At 50.6% G+C, this 14,360-nt stretch carries 14 protein-coding genes; 5 read left to right on the top strand and 9 right to left on the bottom strand.

The features are described from left to right. Positions 1-244 precede the first annotated feature (244 nt). The 5 genes from DWB84_RS03135 to DWB84_RS03115 all read right to left on the bottom strand — a co-directional run bounded on the left by DWB84_RS03135 (position 245) and on the right by DWB84_RS03115 (position 4,961). The gene (locus DWB84_RS03135; protein WP_187408285.1) at positions 245-559 is read right to left on the bottom strand and encodes a phasin family protein; all 315 of its coding nucleotides are present in this window, start codon (positions 557-559) and stop codon (positions 245-247) included. A gap of 200 nt (positions 560-759) precedes the next feature. Further along, positions 760-1,248 (bottom strand): polyhydroxyalkanoate synthesis repressor PhaR, encoded by a 489-nt coding sequence (phaR, locus tag DWB84_RS03130; protein ID WP_187408284.1) that lies wholly within the window; start codon positions 1,246-1,248, stop codon positions 760-762. A 146-nt stretch (positions 1,249-1,394) separates the two neighbouring features. Continuing rightward, positions 1,395-3,227 carry an alpha/beta hydrolase gene (locus DWB84_RS03125; protein WP_187408283.1) on the bottom strand — a complete coding sequence of 611 codons (1,833 nt, stop codon included), beginning with the start codon at positions 3,225-3,227 and terminating at the stop codon, positions 1,395-1,397. A 42-nt stretch (positions 3,228-3,269) separates the two neighbouring features. Further along, on the bottom strand, positions 3,270-4,031 hold the full coding sequence (locus tag DWB84_RS03120; RefSeq protein WP_187408282.1) for a 3-hydroxybutyrate dehydrogenase: 762 nt from the start codon (positions 4,029-4,031) through the stop codon (positions 3,270-3,272). Positions 4,032-4,121: 90 nt separating this feature from the next. Further along, positions 4,122-4,961 (bottom strand): DUF4380 domain-containing protein, encoded by an 840-nt coding sequence (locus tag DWB84_RS03115; RefSeq protein WP_187408281.1) that lies wholly within the window; start codon positions 4,959-4,961, stop codon positions 4,122-4,124. A 624-nt stretch (positions 4,962-5,585) separates the two neighbouring features. Between DWB84_RS03115 and DWB84_RS03110 the strand changes: the two genes are divergently transcribed. Together DWB84_RS03110 and DWB84_RS03105 are read left to right on the top strand one after the other, a co-directional pair. Further along, positions 5,586-8,021, top strand: coding sequence for a GH36-type glycosyl hydrolase domain-containing protein (locus tag DWB84_RS03110; protein ID WP_187408280.1), 2,436 nt, complete (start codon positions 5,586-5,588; stop codon positions 8,019-8,021). A 182-nt stretch (positions 8,022-8,203) separates the two neighbouring features. Beyond that, positions 8,204-8,608, top strand: coding sequence for a hypothetical protein (locus tag DWB84_RS03105; RefSeq protein WP_187408279.1), 405 nt, complete (start codon positions 8,204-8,206; stop codon positions 8,606-8,608). A gap of 89 nt (positions 8,609-8,697) precedes the next feature. Here DWB84_RS03105 and DWB84_RS19315 read toward each other — a convergent pair whose 3' ends face one another. Then, the gene (locus DWB84_RS19315; RefSeq protein ID WP_370589659.1) at positions 8,698-9,174 is read right to left on the bottom strand and encodes a protein YgfX; all 477 of its coding nucleotides are present in this window, start codon (positions 9,172-9,174) and stop codon (positions 8,698-8,700) included. Then, positions 9,155-9,406, bottom strand: a complete 252-nt coding sequence (locus DWB84_RS03095) for a succinate dehydrogenase assembly factor 2 (protein WP_187408277.1) — start codon at positions 9,404-9,406, stop codon at positions 9,155-9,157. The genes DWB84_RS19315 and DWB84_RS03095 overlap by 20 nt, the downstream gene beginning before the upstream one ends. A 184-nt stretch (positions 9,407-9,590) precedes the next feature. On the opposite strand from DWB84_RS03095, the gene DWB84_RS03090 reads away from it, so the two are divergent. The 3 genes from DWB84_RS03090 (at position 9,591) to rpsT (ending at position 11,793) form a co-directional block, all read left to right on the top strand. Next, complete coding sequence (locus tag DWB84_RS03090) at positions 9,591-10,496, top strand: folate-binding protein YgfZ (protein ID WP_187408276.1); 906 nt, start codon at positions 9,591-9,593, stop codon at positions 10,494-10,496. Positions 10,497-10,561: 65 nt separating this feature from the next. After that, complete coding sequence (locus tag DWB84_RS03085; protein ID WP_187408275.1) at positions 10,562-11,389, top strand: HDOD domain-containing protein; 828 nt, start codon at positions 10,562-10,564, stop codon at positions 11,387-11,389. A 125-nt stretch (positions 11,390-11,514) separates the two neighbouring features. Then, positions 11,515-11,793, top strand: coding sequence for a 30S ribosomal protein S20 (gene rpsT / locus DWB84_RS03080; protein WP_187408274.1), 279 nt, complete (start codon positions 11,515-11,517; stop codon positions 11,791-11,793). A gap of 180 nt (positions 11,794-11,973) precedes the next feature. Here the strand turns inward: rpsT and nhaD are convergent, their stop codons facing one another. Together nhaD and DWB84_RS03070 are read right to left on the bottom strand one after the other, a co-directional pair. Continuing rightward, positions 11,974-13,218: a sodium:proton antiporter NhaD gene (gene nhaD / locus DWB84_RS03075; RefSeq protein WP_370589676.1), complete on the bottom strand. Its 1,245-nt coding sequence runs from the start codon at positions 13,216-13,218 to the stop codon at positions 11,974-11,976. 66 nt (positions 13,219-13,284) lie between these two features. After that, entirely contained in the window at positions 13,285-14,337 is a 1,053-nt protein-coding gene (locus tag DWB84_RS03070) for a histidinol-phosphate transaminase (protein WP_187408272.1), read from the bottom strand. Between the last annotated feature and the right edge of the window lie 23 nt (positions 14,338-14,360).

The raw sequence follows: 14,360 nt of genomic DNA, 5'->3' as shown, positions 1-14,360 counted from the left end.
TCACCTGCGTGATTTCGTAGGATTTGCTCAGAAACTTAAAATTCCGCTAGTTTCTTTATCCTTTGCAATAAAAATTCATCCGCTGCTGCAATAAAATCAGTAAATAGAATCCGATTGTTCAATAAAAAAGCCTGACTCTTGTCAGGCTTCCGGGGATGAACCCGTAGGATGAGGACTTACCCAACAACAATTTCCAATGGATCCAATCATCAGTTACCAGAATTAACTGAAGATTACCGATCAATTAAACCGCGGTTGTGCGTTTAAAGACTTCACCAATTTTTTCTTGGTTGGCAGTAAAGGTTTCGTAAGCGTCTGTAGATGCAGCAATCCACTTCTCTTGCAGATTTTCCAAATAGGCTTTTTGAGTTTGGTAGATACCGGAATAGTCTTTCTGCGAACTGAGTTCCTTGGTGAAAGCGATGCTGTCATTAACGAAATCTTTGAAGAACGCCGCTTGCTTCTCCGCTGCCTGCTCAAAAATCTTGGCGTTGAGAGCTACCAATTCGCTAATGGGCTTCAGACTTGATTGCGCTTGCTCGAAAAATTTCTCGTACATGACCGATCTCCGATGGATGAAAGACTCAAACCGCCACATTGCTGCATTGCAATATGACTTTAGTTTAGGACGGGAAAACACGGAGGGTCAACGACTTGCTGCGCCGCAAAAGAATCCTTTTAGACTCTTTTGCTATAAAGGAACACGCCTATGCTATAAGAGACTGGTCGTTAAGGAGGTTGGTCGTCTGCAAAACAAAATTATTTTGGTTCTTCAGGAGCGGATTTATCCCCGCTTCCACCGTTGGGTTTGTGAGCCGCCATGGGATCCACTCCGGTAAATTGGCGCCACCAATTCATATTGGTTTCCATCATTTTGTTGAACGCAGCCAACGGCGACGCAGTCTCCATCAATTCCGACACTGCACTTTGCAACGCATCCTGACGCTCCAGAAACATGGCAATGCTTTGCTCTATATACTGACGCATAAAGCCTTGCATATCGCTGCCATAAAATCGAATTAACTGTTTTAAAACCGTTTGCGTCAGCAGCGATTGCTGATCATTGGATTCCTGCTCGGTAATAATTTGCAGCAGGATATTTTTGGTGAGGTTTTCCCCCGTTTTTGAATCCAAGACCTCGAATTCCTTATGCGTCATGACCAATTCTTTGATTGCGTCCAAATTGACGTATTGGCTCTTGGACGTGTCATAGAGACGTCGATTGGGGTACTTTTTAATGGTAATCACAGCACATCTCTTCCGTTTTATATAAAAGCGCCCGACGCGTATCGGACATGCATGTCTGAAGTATAACAGCTCATTAAAAAGGCATCGGGTTCATCCCTGTCTTGCTCCCCTGCCCTGCTTGCCCAGACCTGCGCACATAAAACGGGTTAAGCAGGTGTTGTATCGGTAGCACGCTGGCGCTCTTCGTTATCCAGACGTTTTTCCAACCGAACGGTGACATAGCGGCCCGGCGCCTCCTCAAGCGGAGGAAAGCGTTTATTACCCGGCTGGCGAGCGGCGCGCCAGTTGCCGGACCTATGCTCCAACCATGTTTTCCAATCCCGCCACCACGAACCTGTAACCAGCGGTGCTTGCGCAAGCCAGTCGGCGGGACTTTCGGGTAAACCCCCGTCGGCCACCCAATGGCCGTATTTTCCCCGCTCCGCCGGATTGACCACACCGGCCACATGGCCCGATTCTGTGAGCACAAAACGCACATCTCCACCTAATAATCGGGCGCTGCGATAGGCCGCCTGCCACAAAACGATATGGTCCGCCTGCGCTGCCAGACAGTAGGTGGGCGTGTCGATTTTTCCGAGATCCAAGGGCACATCATCGATCTGTATGGATCCAGGTATGCGCAAGCGGTTTTCGATATACATTTTGTTCAAATAGGACAAATAAGCCGCCGCAGGTAAATTTGTGGAATCGCTGTTCCAATACAAAATATCGAATGGAACCGGGTCTTTGCCTTTCAGATAATTTTCTACGAAAAACGACCAGAACAGATTATTCTCCCGCAGCAAGCTAAACCCTAAAGCGAGAATCCGCCCATCGAGATAACCGTTGGCTTTTACGCTTTTTTCCAGGGTCGGCAACATGCTTTCATTCATATAGTTGCCAACTTCACCCGGCTCCGAAAAATCAAACAAAGTGGTCAAAAGCGTCATCGAATGAATACGCAAATCACCTTTTGCACGTAAGTAAGCTTGCGCCATTCCCACCAAGGTGCCGCCGATACAATAGCCCGCCACATTGATTTTTTTGCTTTCAGAGACGTCTTCCACTACATCGAGAGCAGCGATCAACCCTTCGAACATGTAATCGACCAGATCCACATCGCGATAAGATGCGTCGGGATTCACCCAGGAAATCATAAAAACATCAACCCCCTGCTCCACCAACCAACGCACCAGGGATTTTTTTTCATCGAGATCCAAAATATAAAATTTATTGATAAACGGAGGGACGATCAGCAACGGAATCTTGTGCACTTTTTCCATCTTCGGCGAATAATGCAAAAGCTCGATCAGCCGATTGCGATAAATCACTTTCCCCGGCGTATATGCCAAATCCTCTCCCAGCCGGTATGCGTGCATTTCCACCTGAGTAATTTTGAACGCTTCCGCCGGACTGTTTTCAAGGTCGCGAATAAAGCGGTCTATGCCGCGAGCCAAGCACTCACCTTCCGAAGTCAATATTTCGCGGCAGACTTCCGGATTGGTCAGCACATAATTGGTCGGCGCCATGGAATTAATCAATTGCCGTGTATAAAAGCGTACCTGCTCTCCCAATTTTTGGTCTTCAAACTGCAGCGCATCCACCATTTGCTGCATAAATTCCGCATTTAATAAGTAGGCTTGTTTGACGTAATTAAATGCGGGATGTCCCTGCCAATCGGGATGGCTAAAACGTTTGTCGCCTGCGGGTTCGCTGATCAACGGCTCGGGATTTTTTCCCATAAACGCTTGCGTGGCGTTGTGCCAAAGGCGTTGTTGTTTTTCGAGGAACTGGATTTGTTGCTGTAAAAAAGTACGCGCATCCAGTTTTATCGCGCCAGACATGGCTTGCGTCATAGAAGGAGCAGACAAAAACGGATTGATTGCAGCGGGAATTTGCTGACACAACAGGCGCTTAATCACCTCCTGCATCATGTCGTTGAAACGGTTGCTGAATTCGTGCAAATGCTGAAGGATTTGCGCAGTATCTTGCTGCGTCATAGATTTACTCACCTTGCTGATTAATGATCGCGAGGATTCGCTTTACTTGACTGTCCAACCCCCATCAAGCACTAAAGTCTGTCCTGTCATATTGCGGGCTGCGTCCGATATCAGAAATGCCACGCTGGCACTCAATTCAGACATTTCAATAAAGGATTTTTTCGGCATAGGTTCGAGCATGATGTTATTAATCACATCCGCTTCGGAAATACCATGCTCCTGGGCCTGCTGACGAATCTGATTTTCCACCAGCGGAGTTTTTACATAAGAGGGGCAAATCGTATTGATCGTGATATCGAATCCCGCGGTTTCCAGCGCGATGGTTTTGGAGAATCCAAGCAACCCGTGCTTGGCAGCGACATAAGCACTTTTATAAGGTGAGGCGACTAACGCGTGAATGGAACCTATATTGACGATGCGCCCAAAACCGCGGAATTTCATTTGCGGCAGCAGTGCGCGGGTCAACATGGCTGGCCCCACCAGCAACACATCGATCAGCTGACGCCATTTTTCCGCCGGAAAGGCTTCCAGTTTTGCGACATATTGCAGGCCGGCATTATTGATGAGGATATCCACCTCATGATTTGCGGCTATAACATCAATGTCGCCTTGCTGACCAACATCCAGCTTATGGCCGACTGCGTTCAATCCATCATTACGCAATTCCGTCGCAACCGCTTCGGCGGCGTCGAGATTGAGGTCGGTTACCAGAACTTTGTGGCCATCGCGCGCCAATCCAGTCGCGACCGCTTTCCCTATGCCACTTCCTGCTCCTGTAACCAATGCGGTTCTTTTTACTGCCATACATCCCCCTTCATCAGATAGATCAACATGGACAGCCAAAGCGAAAGGCTTGCCACCGAACCACTTGGCAAGCCCCTGTGCGCTTCGAGATTAAGGCTTGTAGTCGCTTAACAGCGCTTTCACCTCGTGCACCAAGCGGGAATCCCCAGGTTGCACAGTGTCGTCATTCCATTCCGTCAGATGCCATACAACTTGCCATTCTATGGCTGCACCTGGCGGTATGACTTCATAAGAGCCCTGCTGCTCAACTTCGATATAACTATTGAACACGTCAGCGTGGCTGTAGATCTCCACTTCCGCTTCACCGGGCGCGGTAAGCTCAGCCGGAACCGGTTCAAATTGTTTGACCAACAACAGCCCCTTGTTGACGTTTGCCAACCAGCCGGTAGAGCCATTGGCGAATACTTTTTCGTGGGCGTTCGGCAACATTTGTTCCGGGTGATAGGTGTGCCAGTAAACGCCGTCGATGCTTTGCACTTTGCCAGTGGATTGCGGCAGAGGTGCCAACATGCTCGCGTAAAACGTAATGCCCCCTTCAACCCGGCTGATTTCCCAAGGTGCATATTGCACAGCGACTTCCGACTGGTTGCTCATGACGTAGGTCACTGTCAACCGACCCTGGCGCAAATGAAACCGCTTTTCCACCTGCAGGCCTGTCTGCTGGCACACAGCACTGCGCACAACTATTCCGCGACCATCATCGCCTTTGCCATCGCTGACGATGAAGTAAGGGCCTTTATCCAAGGCATGCAATGGAGGCCAGCCCCAAGTGCTTTGGGGACTGGGCCAAAATGTGGAGCCAATCGCCGGCTTGTTCTCAACAAGCGAGTTTTTGCCATTGATACTGTATTCGATGATGTGACCGCCAAAATTGGGGTCGACGCCGACACGAAAAGGACCTTCTTCAAGAAAAAGCACGAGACTTGCCATGGATACTGTTCAACCGGTTTGAGTTGTTATAGGTGGTGGGCGAACGGTTATGGTCAGATTGCATTGCCGCGCTGCACCATTGAGGCGCCAACGCTAACACCGGCCGGGATTGGCCGCAAGCCAGCCCCGGGAATTGGCAGTGAAGGCCACCTTTTGTGTCCCTTGTCCAATATTTATGGTCAAATCCGCCATTTCTTTATTCCACGGGGCTAAAACGCTCAAATACAGCCCAGATCTGTAGTATGATGCCCGCGTTTTTTTGGGTGTTCGTCCGTGGGGATTTAGGGGACCCGTTCTGGCACAGGTGCAAAAGGACGATCCAACGTTCACCGCCAATCCCCATTCATACGCGACGTATTCAATATTCCGACGGGAACCTGCCGGCAAACCGCGCCGGTTGCCCTACCCATTTTCATCGTGATCAAGATGCTAGCCAATGTTATCTAGGCTATCGGGATCATCGCAGTGAGAGCTGTTGTCCTGCGAAACACCTGGTACGCCAATTTATCGTGGCCGGCAGAACAAGTTGCACGAGAAAAAGCCCTTCGATCCAGGGCCTAAGCATTGATTGAACTTCCAGGGATGGTGAACGATTTAATTTAAGTCCACAAAGGTATAGACAATATGAAATTTGGTCATTTTGACGACGCTGCCCGCGAATATGTCATCACGAATCCGCAAACGCCATGGCCGTGGATCAACTATCTTGGCAACGAAGATTTCTTCTCGCTGATCTCCAACACTGCTGGCGGCTACACCTTTTATAAAGACGCAAAATTCCGTCGTCTGACCCGTTACCGCTACAACAATGTGCCCATCGACAACGGCGGTAAATATTTCTACATCAATGACGGCGGCGACGTATGGTCACCCGGCTGGAAACCTGTTAAAGCCGAACTGGACAACTACAGCTGCCGTCACGGTTTGAGCTATACCAAAATCGCTGGCGAGCGCAATGGCATCAAAGCAGAAGCCCTGTTTTTTATTCCGCTCGGCACCTGGGCAGAAGTGCAAAAAGTTTCCCTCACTAACACCAGCAAAGCAGCGAAAAAATTCAAGCTGTTCTCTTTCGTAGAGTGGTGTTTGTGGAACGCGGAAGACGACATGACCAACTTCCAGCGCAACTTCTCTACCGGTGAAGTGGAAATCCAGGACTCCGTGATTTATCACAAAACCGAATTCAAAGAGCGTCGCAACCACTACGCGTTCTACAGCGTAAACGCACCTATCCAAGGTTTCGATACTGATCGTGAAACTTTTATCGGCCTGTACAACGGTTTCGATCGTCCGCAAGCCGTATTCGAAGGCAAGCCGCGCAACTCCGAAGCGCACGGCTGGTCGCCCATTGCTTCTCACTACCTGGAAATCGAACTGCAGCCCGGTGAGTCCAAAGAACTGGTGTTCGTGCTCGGCTACATCGAAGTCGACAAAGACAATAAATGGGAAAGCAAAGGCGTTATCAACAAAGAACCTGCCAAAGCGTTGATCGCTCGTTTTGACAGCGTGGAAAAAGTTAACGCTGAACTCGAAAGACTGAAAAACTACTGGAGCAACCTGCTGGAGACTTACCAGGTCAACAGTGGCGACGAGCGTCTGGACCGCATGGTCAACATCTGGAACCAGTACCAGTGCATGGTGACCTTCAACATGAGCCGCTCTGCGTCCTTCTTCGAATCCGGTATCGGCCGCGGTATGGGCTTCCGCGACTCCAACCAGGACTTGATCGGTTTCGTGCACCAAGTTCCCGAGCGCGCGCGCGAGCGTATCATCGACATCGCGTCTACCCAGTTTGAAGACGGTTCTGCGTATCACCAGTATCAACCGCTCACCAAACGCGGTAACAACGCCATCGGCGGCAACTTCAACGACGACCCGCTGTGGCTGATCCTGTCCACTACCGATTACATCAAGGAAACCGGCGACTACTCCATCCTGGACGCCAAAGTTCCTTACGACAACGACGAGAGCAAGGCTACCAGCCACTTCGAACACTTGAAGCGCTCCTTCTACTTCACCGTCAACAACCTGGGCCCCCACGGCCTGCCATTGATTGGCCGTGCAGACTGGAACGATTGCTTGAACCTGAACTGCTTCTCCAGCGAGCCCAACGAGTCCTTCCAGACCACCAACAACAAGATGGGCCGTACCGCCGAATCTTTGATGATCGCCGGTCTGTTCGTTCTGTATGGCAAAGAGTTCGTCAAACTGTGCAAACAAGTTGGTAAAGACGCCGAAGCAGCTGAAGCTCAGAAGCACGTCGACGCCATGATCGAAGCAGTGAAAAAACACGGCTGGGACGGCGAATGGTACCTGCGCGCTTACGACTACTATGGCAACAAAGTGGGCAGCAACGAGAACGAAGAAGGCAAGATCTTCATCGAATCACAAGGCTTCTGCGGCATGGCCGGTATCGGCCTGGAAGACGGCTTGGTACACAAGTCGCTCGAATCCGTTAAGAAGTGGCTCGACACTCCATACGGTATAGTTCTGCAACAACCTGCGTTCACCAAGTACTACATCGAGTACGGTGAAATCTCCACCTACCCCGCCGGTTATAAAGAAAACGCCGGCATTTTCTGCCACAACAACCCATGGATCATGATCGCCGAAACGCTCGTGGGCAATGGCGACCGCGCGTTCGAGTACTACAGCAAGATTGCTCCGGCCTACCTGGAAGAAATCAGCGATCTGCACAAAGTTGAGCCCTATGTGTACGCGCAGATGATCGCCGGTAAAGACGCCTACAAACCCGGTGAAGCGAAAAACTCCTGGTTGACTGGTACAGCTGCCTGGAACTTCGCTGCGATCACTCAGTACATCCTGGGTGTGAAGCCGGATTACAACGGTTTGTCCGTCAACCCATGTATTCCGAAAGGCTGGAAAGGCTTCAAAGTCAGCCGTAAATTCCGCGGCGCGACCTATCACATCAACGTTTCCAACCCGAACGGTGTGAGCAAAGGCATCAAGAGCATCACTGTCAACGGCGAAGCCATTGACGGAAACATACTGCCAATCCTGCCAGCCGGAAGCGAAGCAAACGTGGAAGTGGTACTGGGCTAAGAAAGCTCAACACCCCTGCCCTCGTCAAAGGCCAGTCTTATGACTGGCCTTTTTTTGGCCATCCGGCCTAGCCCTTAACCAAACCCGCCGATCCGGATTTAGCCATCCGGAGGATATGGAAGCTCTTTGCCACAACCTACACTGTCCTTACTGGTTGCATTTTGCACAACACAGGAGGAATCATGGCAGCTCCGCAAATACAATCCGCTATCGCATCTCAAACTCTTAGCGATGCCGAGTTGTTGGCTAAATACCAAGAGCGTTGCCGCCGTCTAAATGCCGCCCTGGAAGCTGAAAGAGCCAAAACCAGTAAATTGCGCCGTTATATCGCACGCCTCAACGTCAAACCGGACTCATTGCCTTCCACCAATGAATTGGCCAATCTGCAAGCGCTGGTCGCTGACCAAAACAAATTGCTGGATCAGATCTACAACGAAAATCAGGTGCTGAGAGAGCAACTCACAGCCAAAACCACGCTTTGCCAACAGTTGACTGCCGGTAATGAAAAACTCAAAGGCCGCATCATCCAACTGCGTCGCCAAGTCCTCGACTTTATGGCCCGCAGAACAAGCGTAGAGACGCAATAAACGAATTTCTCGAGAAGTGAATCGAGTTAATTAAAAGAAGGAAGAATCGAAGAAACAGGGTTACAGGAAGTAGTGGTGGTGAGTATCGGCTAGATCTTGTGTCTAGCCGATACTTTTTTATTGAAGGACAAATCGGGTTTATTGAGGGACAAATCGGAGTAACGGCAGCGCAACCATACTCGCAGCCGCCGCAAATCTTCCGCATCTGCTGAATCCAGCAACAAAGGCAGCCAATACACACCTTGCGCCGATACAAGATGCAAAATGATCAAATGACCGGTGAGCAAGGATTTTGCCCCGCCCTTTGCCTCTATTTCCTCGCCATCCACTCTGACCAAGCGAAACCCATCTGGCAGCACCAGCAAGCGTTGAAACGACATTACCTTTCGCCAGGCGCGCCAAGCATGCACCGACAAACCTGCTGCGGCCAACAACAGCAGCAGTCGGAGGAAGATAGGCAAATTTGCAAACAATAAGATCGGGAAGGATATGCCATACAACAGCAGTAATCCTCCCGCATAGATTCGCGACGGGGCCAGAGTTATATCAAGTTGCAGCGCGCTCACGGGCGAAAGACCTGACAATTCCTACGATACGCCGCAGCTCCTCATCCTCTGGATCCTGCCGGTGGAGAAACCAGGCAAACATATCCTGGTCTTCACACTCCAATAAGCGCTTATAGAGCGCCTGATCCTCGGGACCAAGCGACGGATAAGCCTGCTCCACGAAGGGCATCAGGATCAGATCTAATTCCAGCATCCCGCGGCGGCTGGCCCATCTCAAACGATTGTATTCCACTGGCAACACTCTACTTATGGTGCAAAAAAGTTCGTATTATACGGCGGCTTGATCAAACCGGCCTCCCTGATCCTCACTAACGACTCAATTCTGTAGCTCATCGCCTATGAATGAATGGCTCGAATTTCTTTCCAACCAGTCTCTAAGCCACACTGTCGGAAGCTCCGAAACGGCCGTAGTTCCTATGCCGGAACACAGACTGCTTGAGATTAGCGGCAAAGATGCAGCGACGTTTCTGCAGGGCCAACTGACCTGCGATATCCGCCGCTTGGATAATCAGGACGCGCTGCTCGGTGCTCATTGCAACCCCAAAGGGCGAGTGATCAGCAGCTTTTGGATCGCCAAAACTCAAGGAGATGCCATCGCCTTGCGCTGCCACGCAAGCATCGCCGAAAAAGCGCTGGCGACGCTCAAGAAATACATCGTTTTTTCCAAAGCTCAATTGGTGCCCAGCAACAAAATCGCTTTAGCGATACTCGGTTGGAAGCCCGGCCAATTCCCTGCACTCGGCAATATTCCAGAACGCGGCAAATTTTCCATTCACAACGAACTGACCGTTATCCACCACTCTGCGGGTGAACTGGAAGTCTGGGTCGCGCCCGAACAAGCCGTTTCACTCTGGCAATCCCTGGCTGCCGAAGCCAAACCGGCGTCCCAGCAGCTTCTCAGCCGCCACTGGGTAACCAACGGCATCGCGGAGGTTCAAGCTGTCACGAGCGAAGAATTTATCCCGCAGATGCTCAACTACCATCTGATCGACGGCATCAGCTTCAAAAAGGGTTGCTATACAGGTCAGGAAATCGTCGCGCGCATGCAGTACCGCGGTCAGTTGAAAAAACACACCTATCAGATCAGTGGAGACGGAACAGCAACCCCAGCCATTGGTACGTCTCTGACCCTGCCTTCCGCTCCAGATAAAGACGTTGCCATAGTAGTTGCAAGCACTTCAAACGCAGTCTCTGAAAAAGAAGAGCCGTGGCGCGGGCTGATAGTGTGTACCAACGAAGCGCGGGAAACCGCTGACTGGCTGATCGATAAGAATTCCGGGGCGAAATTCAGTTGGGCCCCTCTTCCCTATGCTATACCTTAACAATATGCCGACCCAGGCCCGCAGGGCGAAGAGGGTCTCTCATTGTTGAAGCAAAATGGGCTGTCATGAATACGCTTGCGGAAAAAGTTGCCTATGCCATAACGGATGCCATTGAGGCCGATGAGCTGGTACTCCCAACCCTGCCGGAAATGGCACTGAAAGTTCGCGAGGTTGCCGAAAACCCCAACGCATCAGTAAAACAACTGGCCAATGTGATCGGCAGTGACGCAGCCTTAACGGCGCGAATTATCAAAGTTGCCAACAGCGCTATCTATCGTGGCGCAGTGGAAATCCAAGACTTGAACATGGCCTTGATGCGCCTGGGCATGGCGACGACTAGCACTCTGGCAACCGGGTTGGCCATGGAGCAGATGTTTCAGGCCACCACCGACATAGTCGATAAGCGACTGCGTCAGGTTTGGGCCGCATCCAGTGAAATCGCGGGGCTTTGTACCGTGCTGTGCAAACACTACACCCGCCTGCGGCCCGACCAGGCGACCCTCGCAGGACTCGTGCATAAGATCGGTGTACTGCCGATCCTGTCCTATGCTGAAGAACATCCGAGCATCCTCAAGGACAGCATCAGTCTCGACGCCATCATCAAATCCATCCACCCCAAAATCGGCAGCAAGATTCTTGTCGCGTGGGACTTTCCCAAAGATCTGCAAAATGTGCCTATAGCGCACCTCAATTTCACCCGCCCTGCGCCCCAGGCAGATTACGCTGATTTGGTAACGATCGCCGTGCTGGAGGCTCACCCCGAGCAGTTCCCTGACTTGAACTACAAATCCGTCACGGCATTTACCCGCCTCAACATAGATCCAGGCAACCCTCAACGAGGCGAAAAAGACCTGAACGAAGCCATGAAGGCCGCAATCGGGATGCTGAACTAAGGCTCCCGGACAATTCTATTGACACCCGCCGCCAAACCGGGATAATACCGCGTCCCGGATTCGGCCTATGCCGCCGATTCCAACAGAATTCCGATTTTTAGCCTGAATACAGTAGGAGCATAACGGTGGCCAACACAGCCCAAGCGAAAAAACGCGCACGCCAAAACGACAAAGCCCGAGCTCACAACGCGAGCCTGCGCTCCATGGTGCGCACCTATATCAAGAATGTTGTGAAAGCAATTCAAAGTGGTGACGTCGAATCTGCCAAAAACGCTTACGCAGTTGCAGTACCCGTTATCGACCGCATCGCCGACAAAGGCATCATCCACAAAAACAAAGCCGCTCGCCATAAGAGCCGCTTGAACGCTCAAATCAAAGCGCTCGGCGAAAAAGCTGCTGCTTAATCTTTGATTTAACCGCTCTTACTAACACCAAAAGCCGACTCTGTCGGCTTTTGGTGTTTTTGCGTCTGCAATTCATCTTTTTCTTCTTACCCCTTAGCCTTCACCAATATTTGTTTGCCGAAAATAAAAAGAGGCAGTATCAAGCTGCCTCTTCTCTCTTTGTCTAGAACAACAATGTTCTTAGAGCAACAATGTTAGGCCATAACCAACACTATACGCAGCGAGGATATGCGGTGCGTAGCGCGCATACTGCATAAAGGTCAACTCCTTCACCTTGCTCATCGCCACAATACCGGCTGCAGAGCCAATCACCAGGATCGACCCACCGATACCAACCGCATACGTCAAAGACAGCCACTGCGTAGCATTCAACTGGGGCTCGGCTTTTAGGAGAGCAGCGGTCAGAGGGACGTTATCCATGATCGAGGAAATAACACCCATTAAATAACTGGAGAAGGATGGATCCACCGCCGCGTAGAGCTCTGTAAGGGCCACAAGAACACCCACCTCTTTTAAAGCGCCGACCAACAGCAATATGCCGAGGAAGAAGAGCAAAGTTTCAAACTGAATTTGGCGGATGTACTGCAGCAGATGAATTTGTTCGTTGAAGGTGTGAACAATGCCCCCCACCATAAACATGATGGACAAACCAAACAGGAAGGTCAGTACTGGCGGAATATCGAACAACAGATTGAAAACCATGGTCGCCACGATAGTGCTGATAAAAATACCTCCGATCAACATATCCAACCATTGAATATCATGGGTTGCATTTTCTGCCACGACCCTGCGATTCGCTCCCATGCTAAGTAAGAAGATTAACAGAGCAACCCCCCCAATAACGGGCATTACCAGCTTCAACAACTGACCAATCGTGACATGTCCCGCGCTGAAGATCATCAAGGTAGTCACATCGCCGGTAATCAAAATGACGCCGCCGGAGTTAACCGCAAACACTAATATGACGCAAAGACGTATACGTTCCTTGGGCTCCAGTTGAAAAGCCTGCACTACACCGATGCAAACCAGAGTCGCGGTAATGTTGTCGCACACCATGGAGAGCAGCATCGCAAACACACCCAATAAAATGGTGAGCTGGCGGAAGGATAACTCAGTCGGCAAAATTCGCTGCACGATTGCACTCACCATCCCGCGCGCATTCAAATAAGCCACAAACGTCATGGTAGCCATCAAAAACAGCCACAAACTCGCAATATCCAGCAGGTTTTCATTAAGCACCTCCTGAATATGCTCTGACCTTCCAAGAGAACTTTCGTGAATAAATAAAATTACCCAGGACAAACATCCCAAAAACAAGGTGGTTTTCGCTTTGTTGAAGTGGAATACATCCTCCAACGCGATACTCACCAGCGCGATGAGCGCAATTGCTCCAATAATGATTTCTATCATTGACGTGCCCCATATAAAGAAAGAAATAAAAATCCTGGAGTTCGGGTGCCGAACACCGGCACCGCAAAAGTCGTGAAGGGATTAAAGAACGGTCTTCAATACAGAAATTAATCGCTTGGTCTGCTCCACTGTACCAATCGTGATACGCAAACCTGGCCGACCATCAGAGTCCGCTTTCGGACGCACCAAAATATTGTGCTTTATCAGCTCTTGATTGACGGCGTCCGCATTGGGCGGGAAGGTCCAGAGATAATTGGCTCCGCTGGGCCAATACTCCACGCCTTTTTCATCGAGAAACGTTTCCAGCAGCGGCTTCGCTTCTGTTACCACTTCCGCAACATAGGTCTGCGTATATTCCGGATGCGCCAGCGCCGCGCGGATGGCGACAATCGCCATCTGGTTGATGTCGTACGGGCCTCGCACGTTCAACAGAGCACGAATATTGTCAGCGTGGGAAATGATGTAACCCAGACGCAATGAAGGCATGCCCCAGGTTTTGGAGAATGTCCGAGTAATCACCAGATTCGGATACCGACCAACCAGATCACTCGCGGATTCACCACAATATTCGTAATAACATTCGTCGACCAACACCGCAGCGTGCGGTGCTGCTTCCAAAATACGAATGATATCGCTGCGACTGACAACTGTACCGCTGGGATTATTGGGATTGCCGAAACAAATTAAACGCGTCGCAGGTGTGATTGCGGCTATGACTTCATCGGTGGGAAATCCTCGCTCCCGCGTATACAAGGGCTCGACGATTTTGAGATTTTCGAGTTTTGCGCAGTGGACGTAGATGGGAAAACTGGGGCCGGGAATAATGGCTTCATCCCCTTCCCTACAGGCGGCTCGGATAATCAAATCAATTCCCTGATCCGAACCATTGGTGATCATCAACTGATCTGCTGCAACACCGCAGTAGCCCGCAATCACATCCACCACATCACCATAAGCGGGATACATTTGCAGCCGCCCGCCGCGGATATATTCAATCAGGGCATTCTGCACGACCTCGCCTATGGGCAATGTCCGCTCGTTAAAATCCAACAGCAAATGCGACTGCGGATTGCGTCCATCCAAGGGCGGCTTATAGGCGCTCATAGCGGCAATATGCGCTTTGAAAATCGACATAAATTACTCTCAGATAAAATCTC

This window comes from Saccharophagus sp. K07 (genome assembly GCF_014336955.1).
In the GTDB taxonomy this organism is placed as follows: Bacteria; Pseudomonadota; Gammaproteobacteria; order Pseudomonadales; family Cellvibrionaceae; genus UBA5868.
Note: the sequence above shows the minus strand (reverse complement) of the source record. Positions and strands in the feature narration are given on the sequence as shown.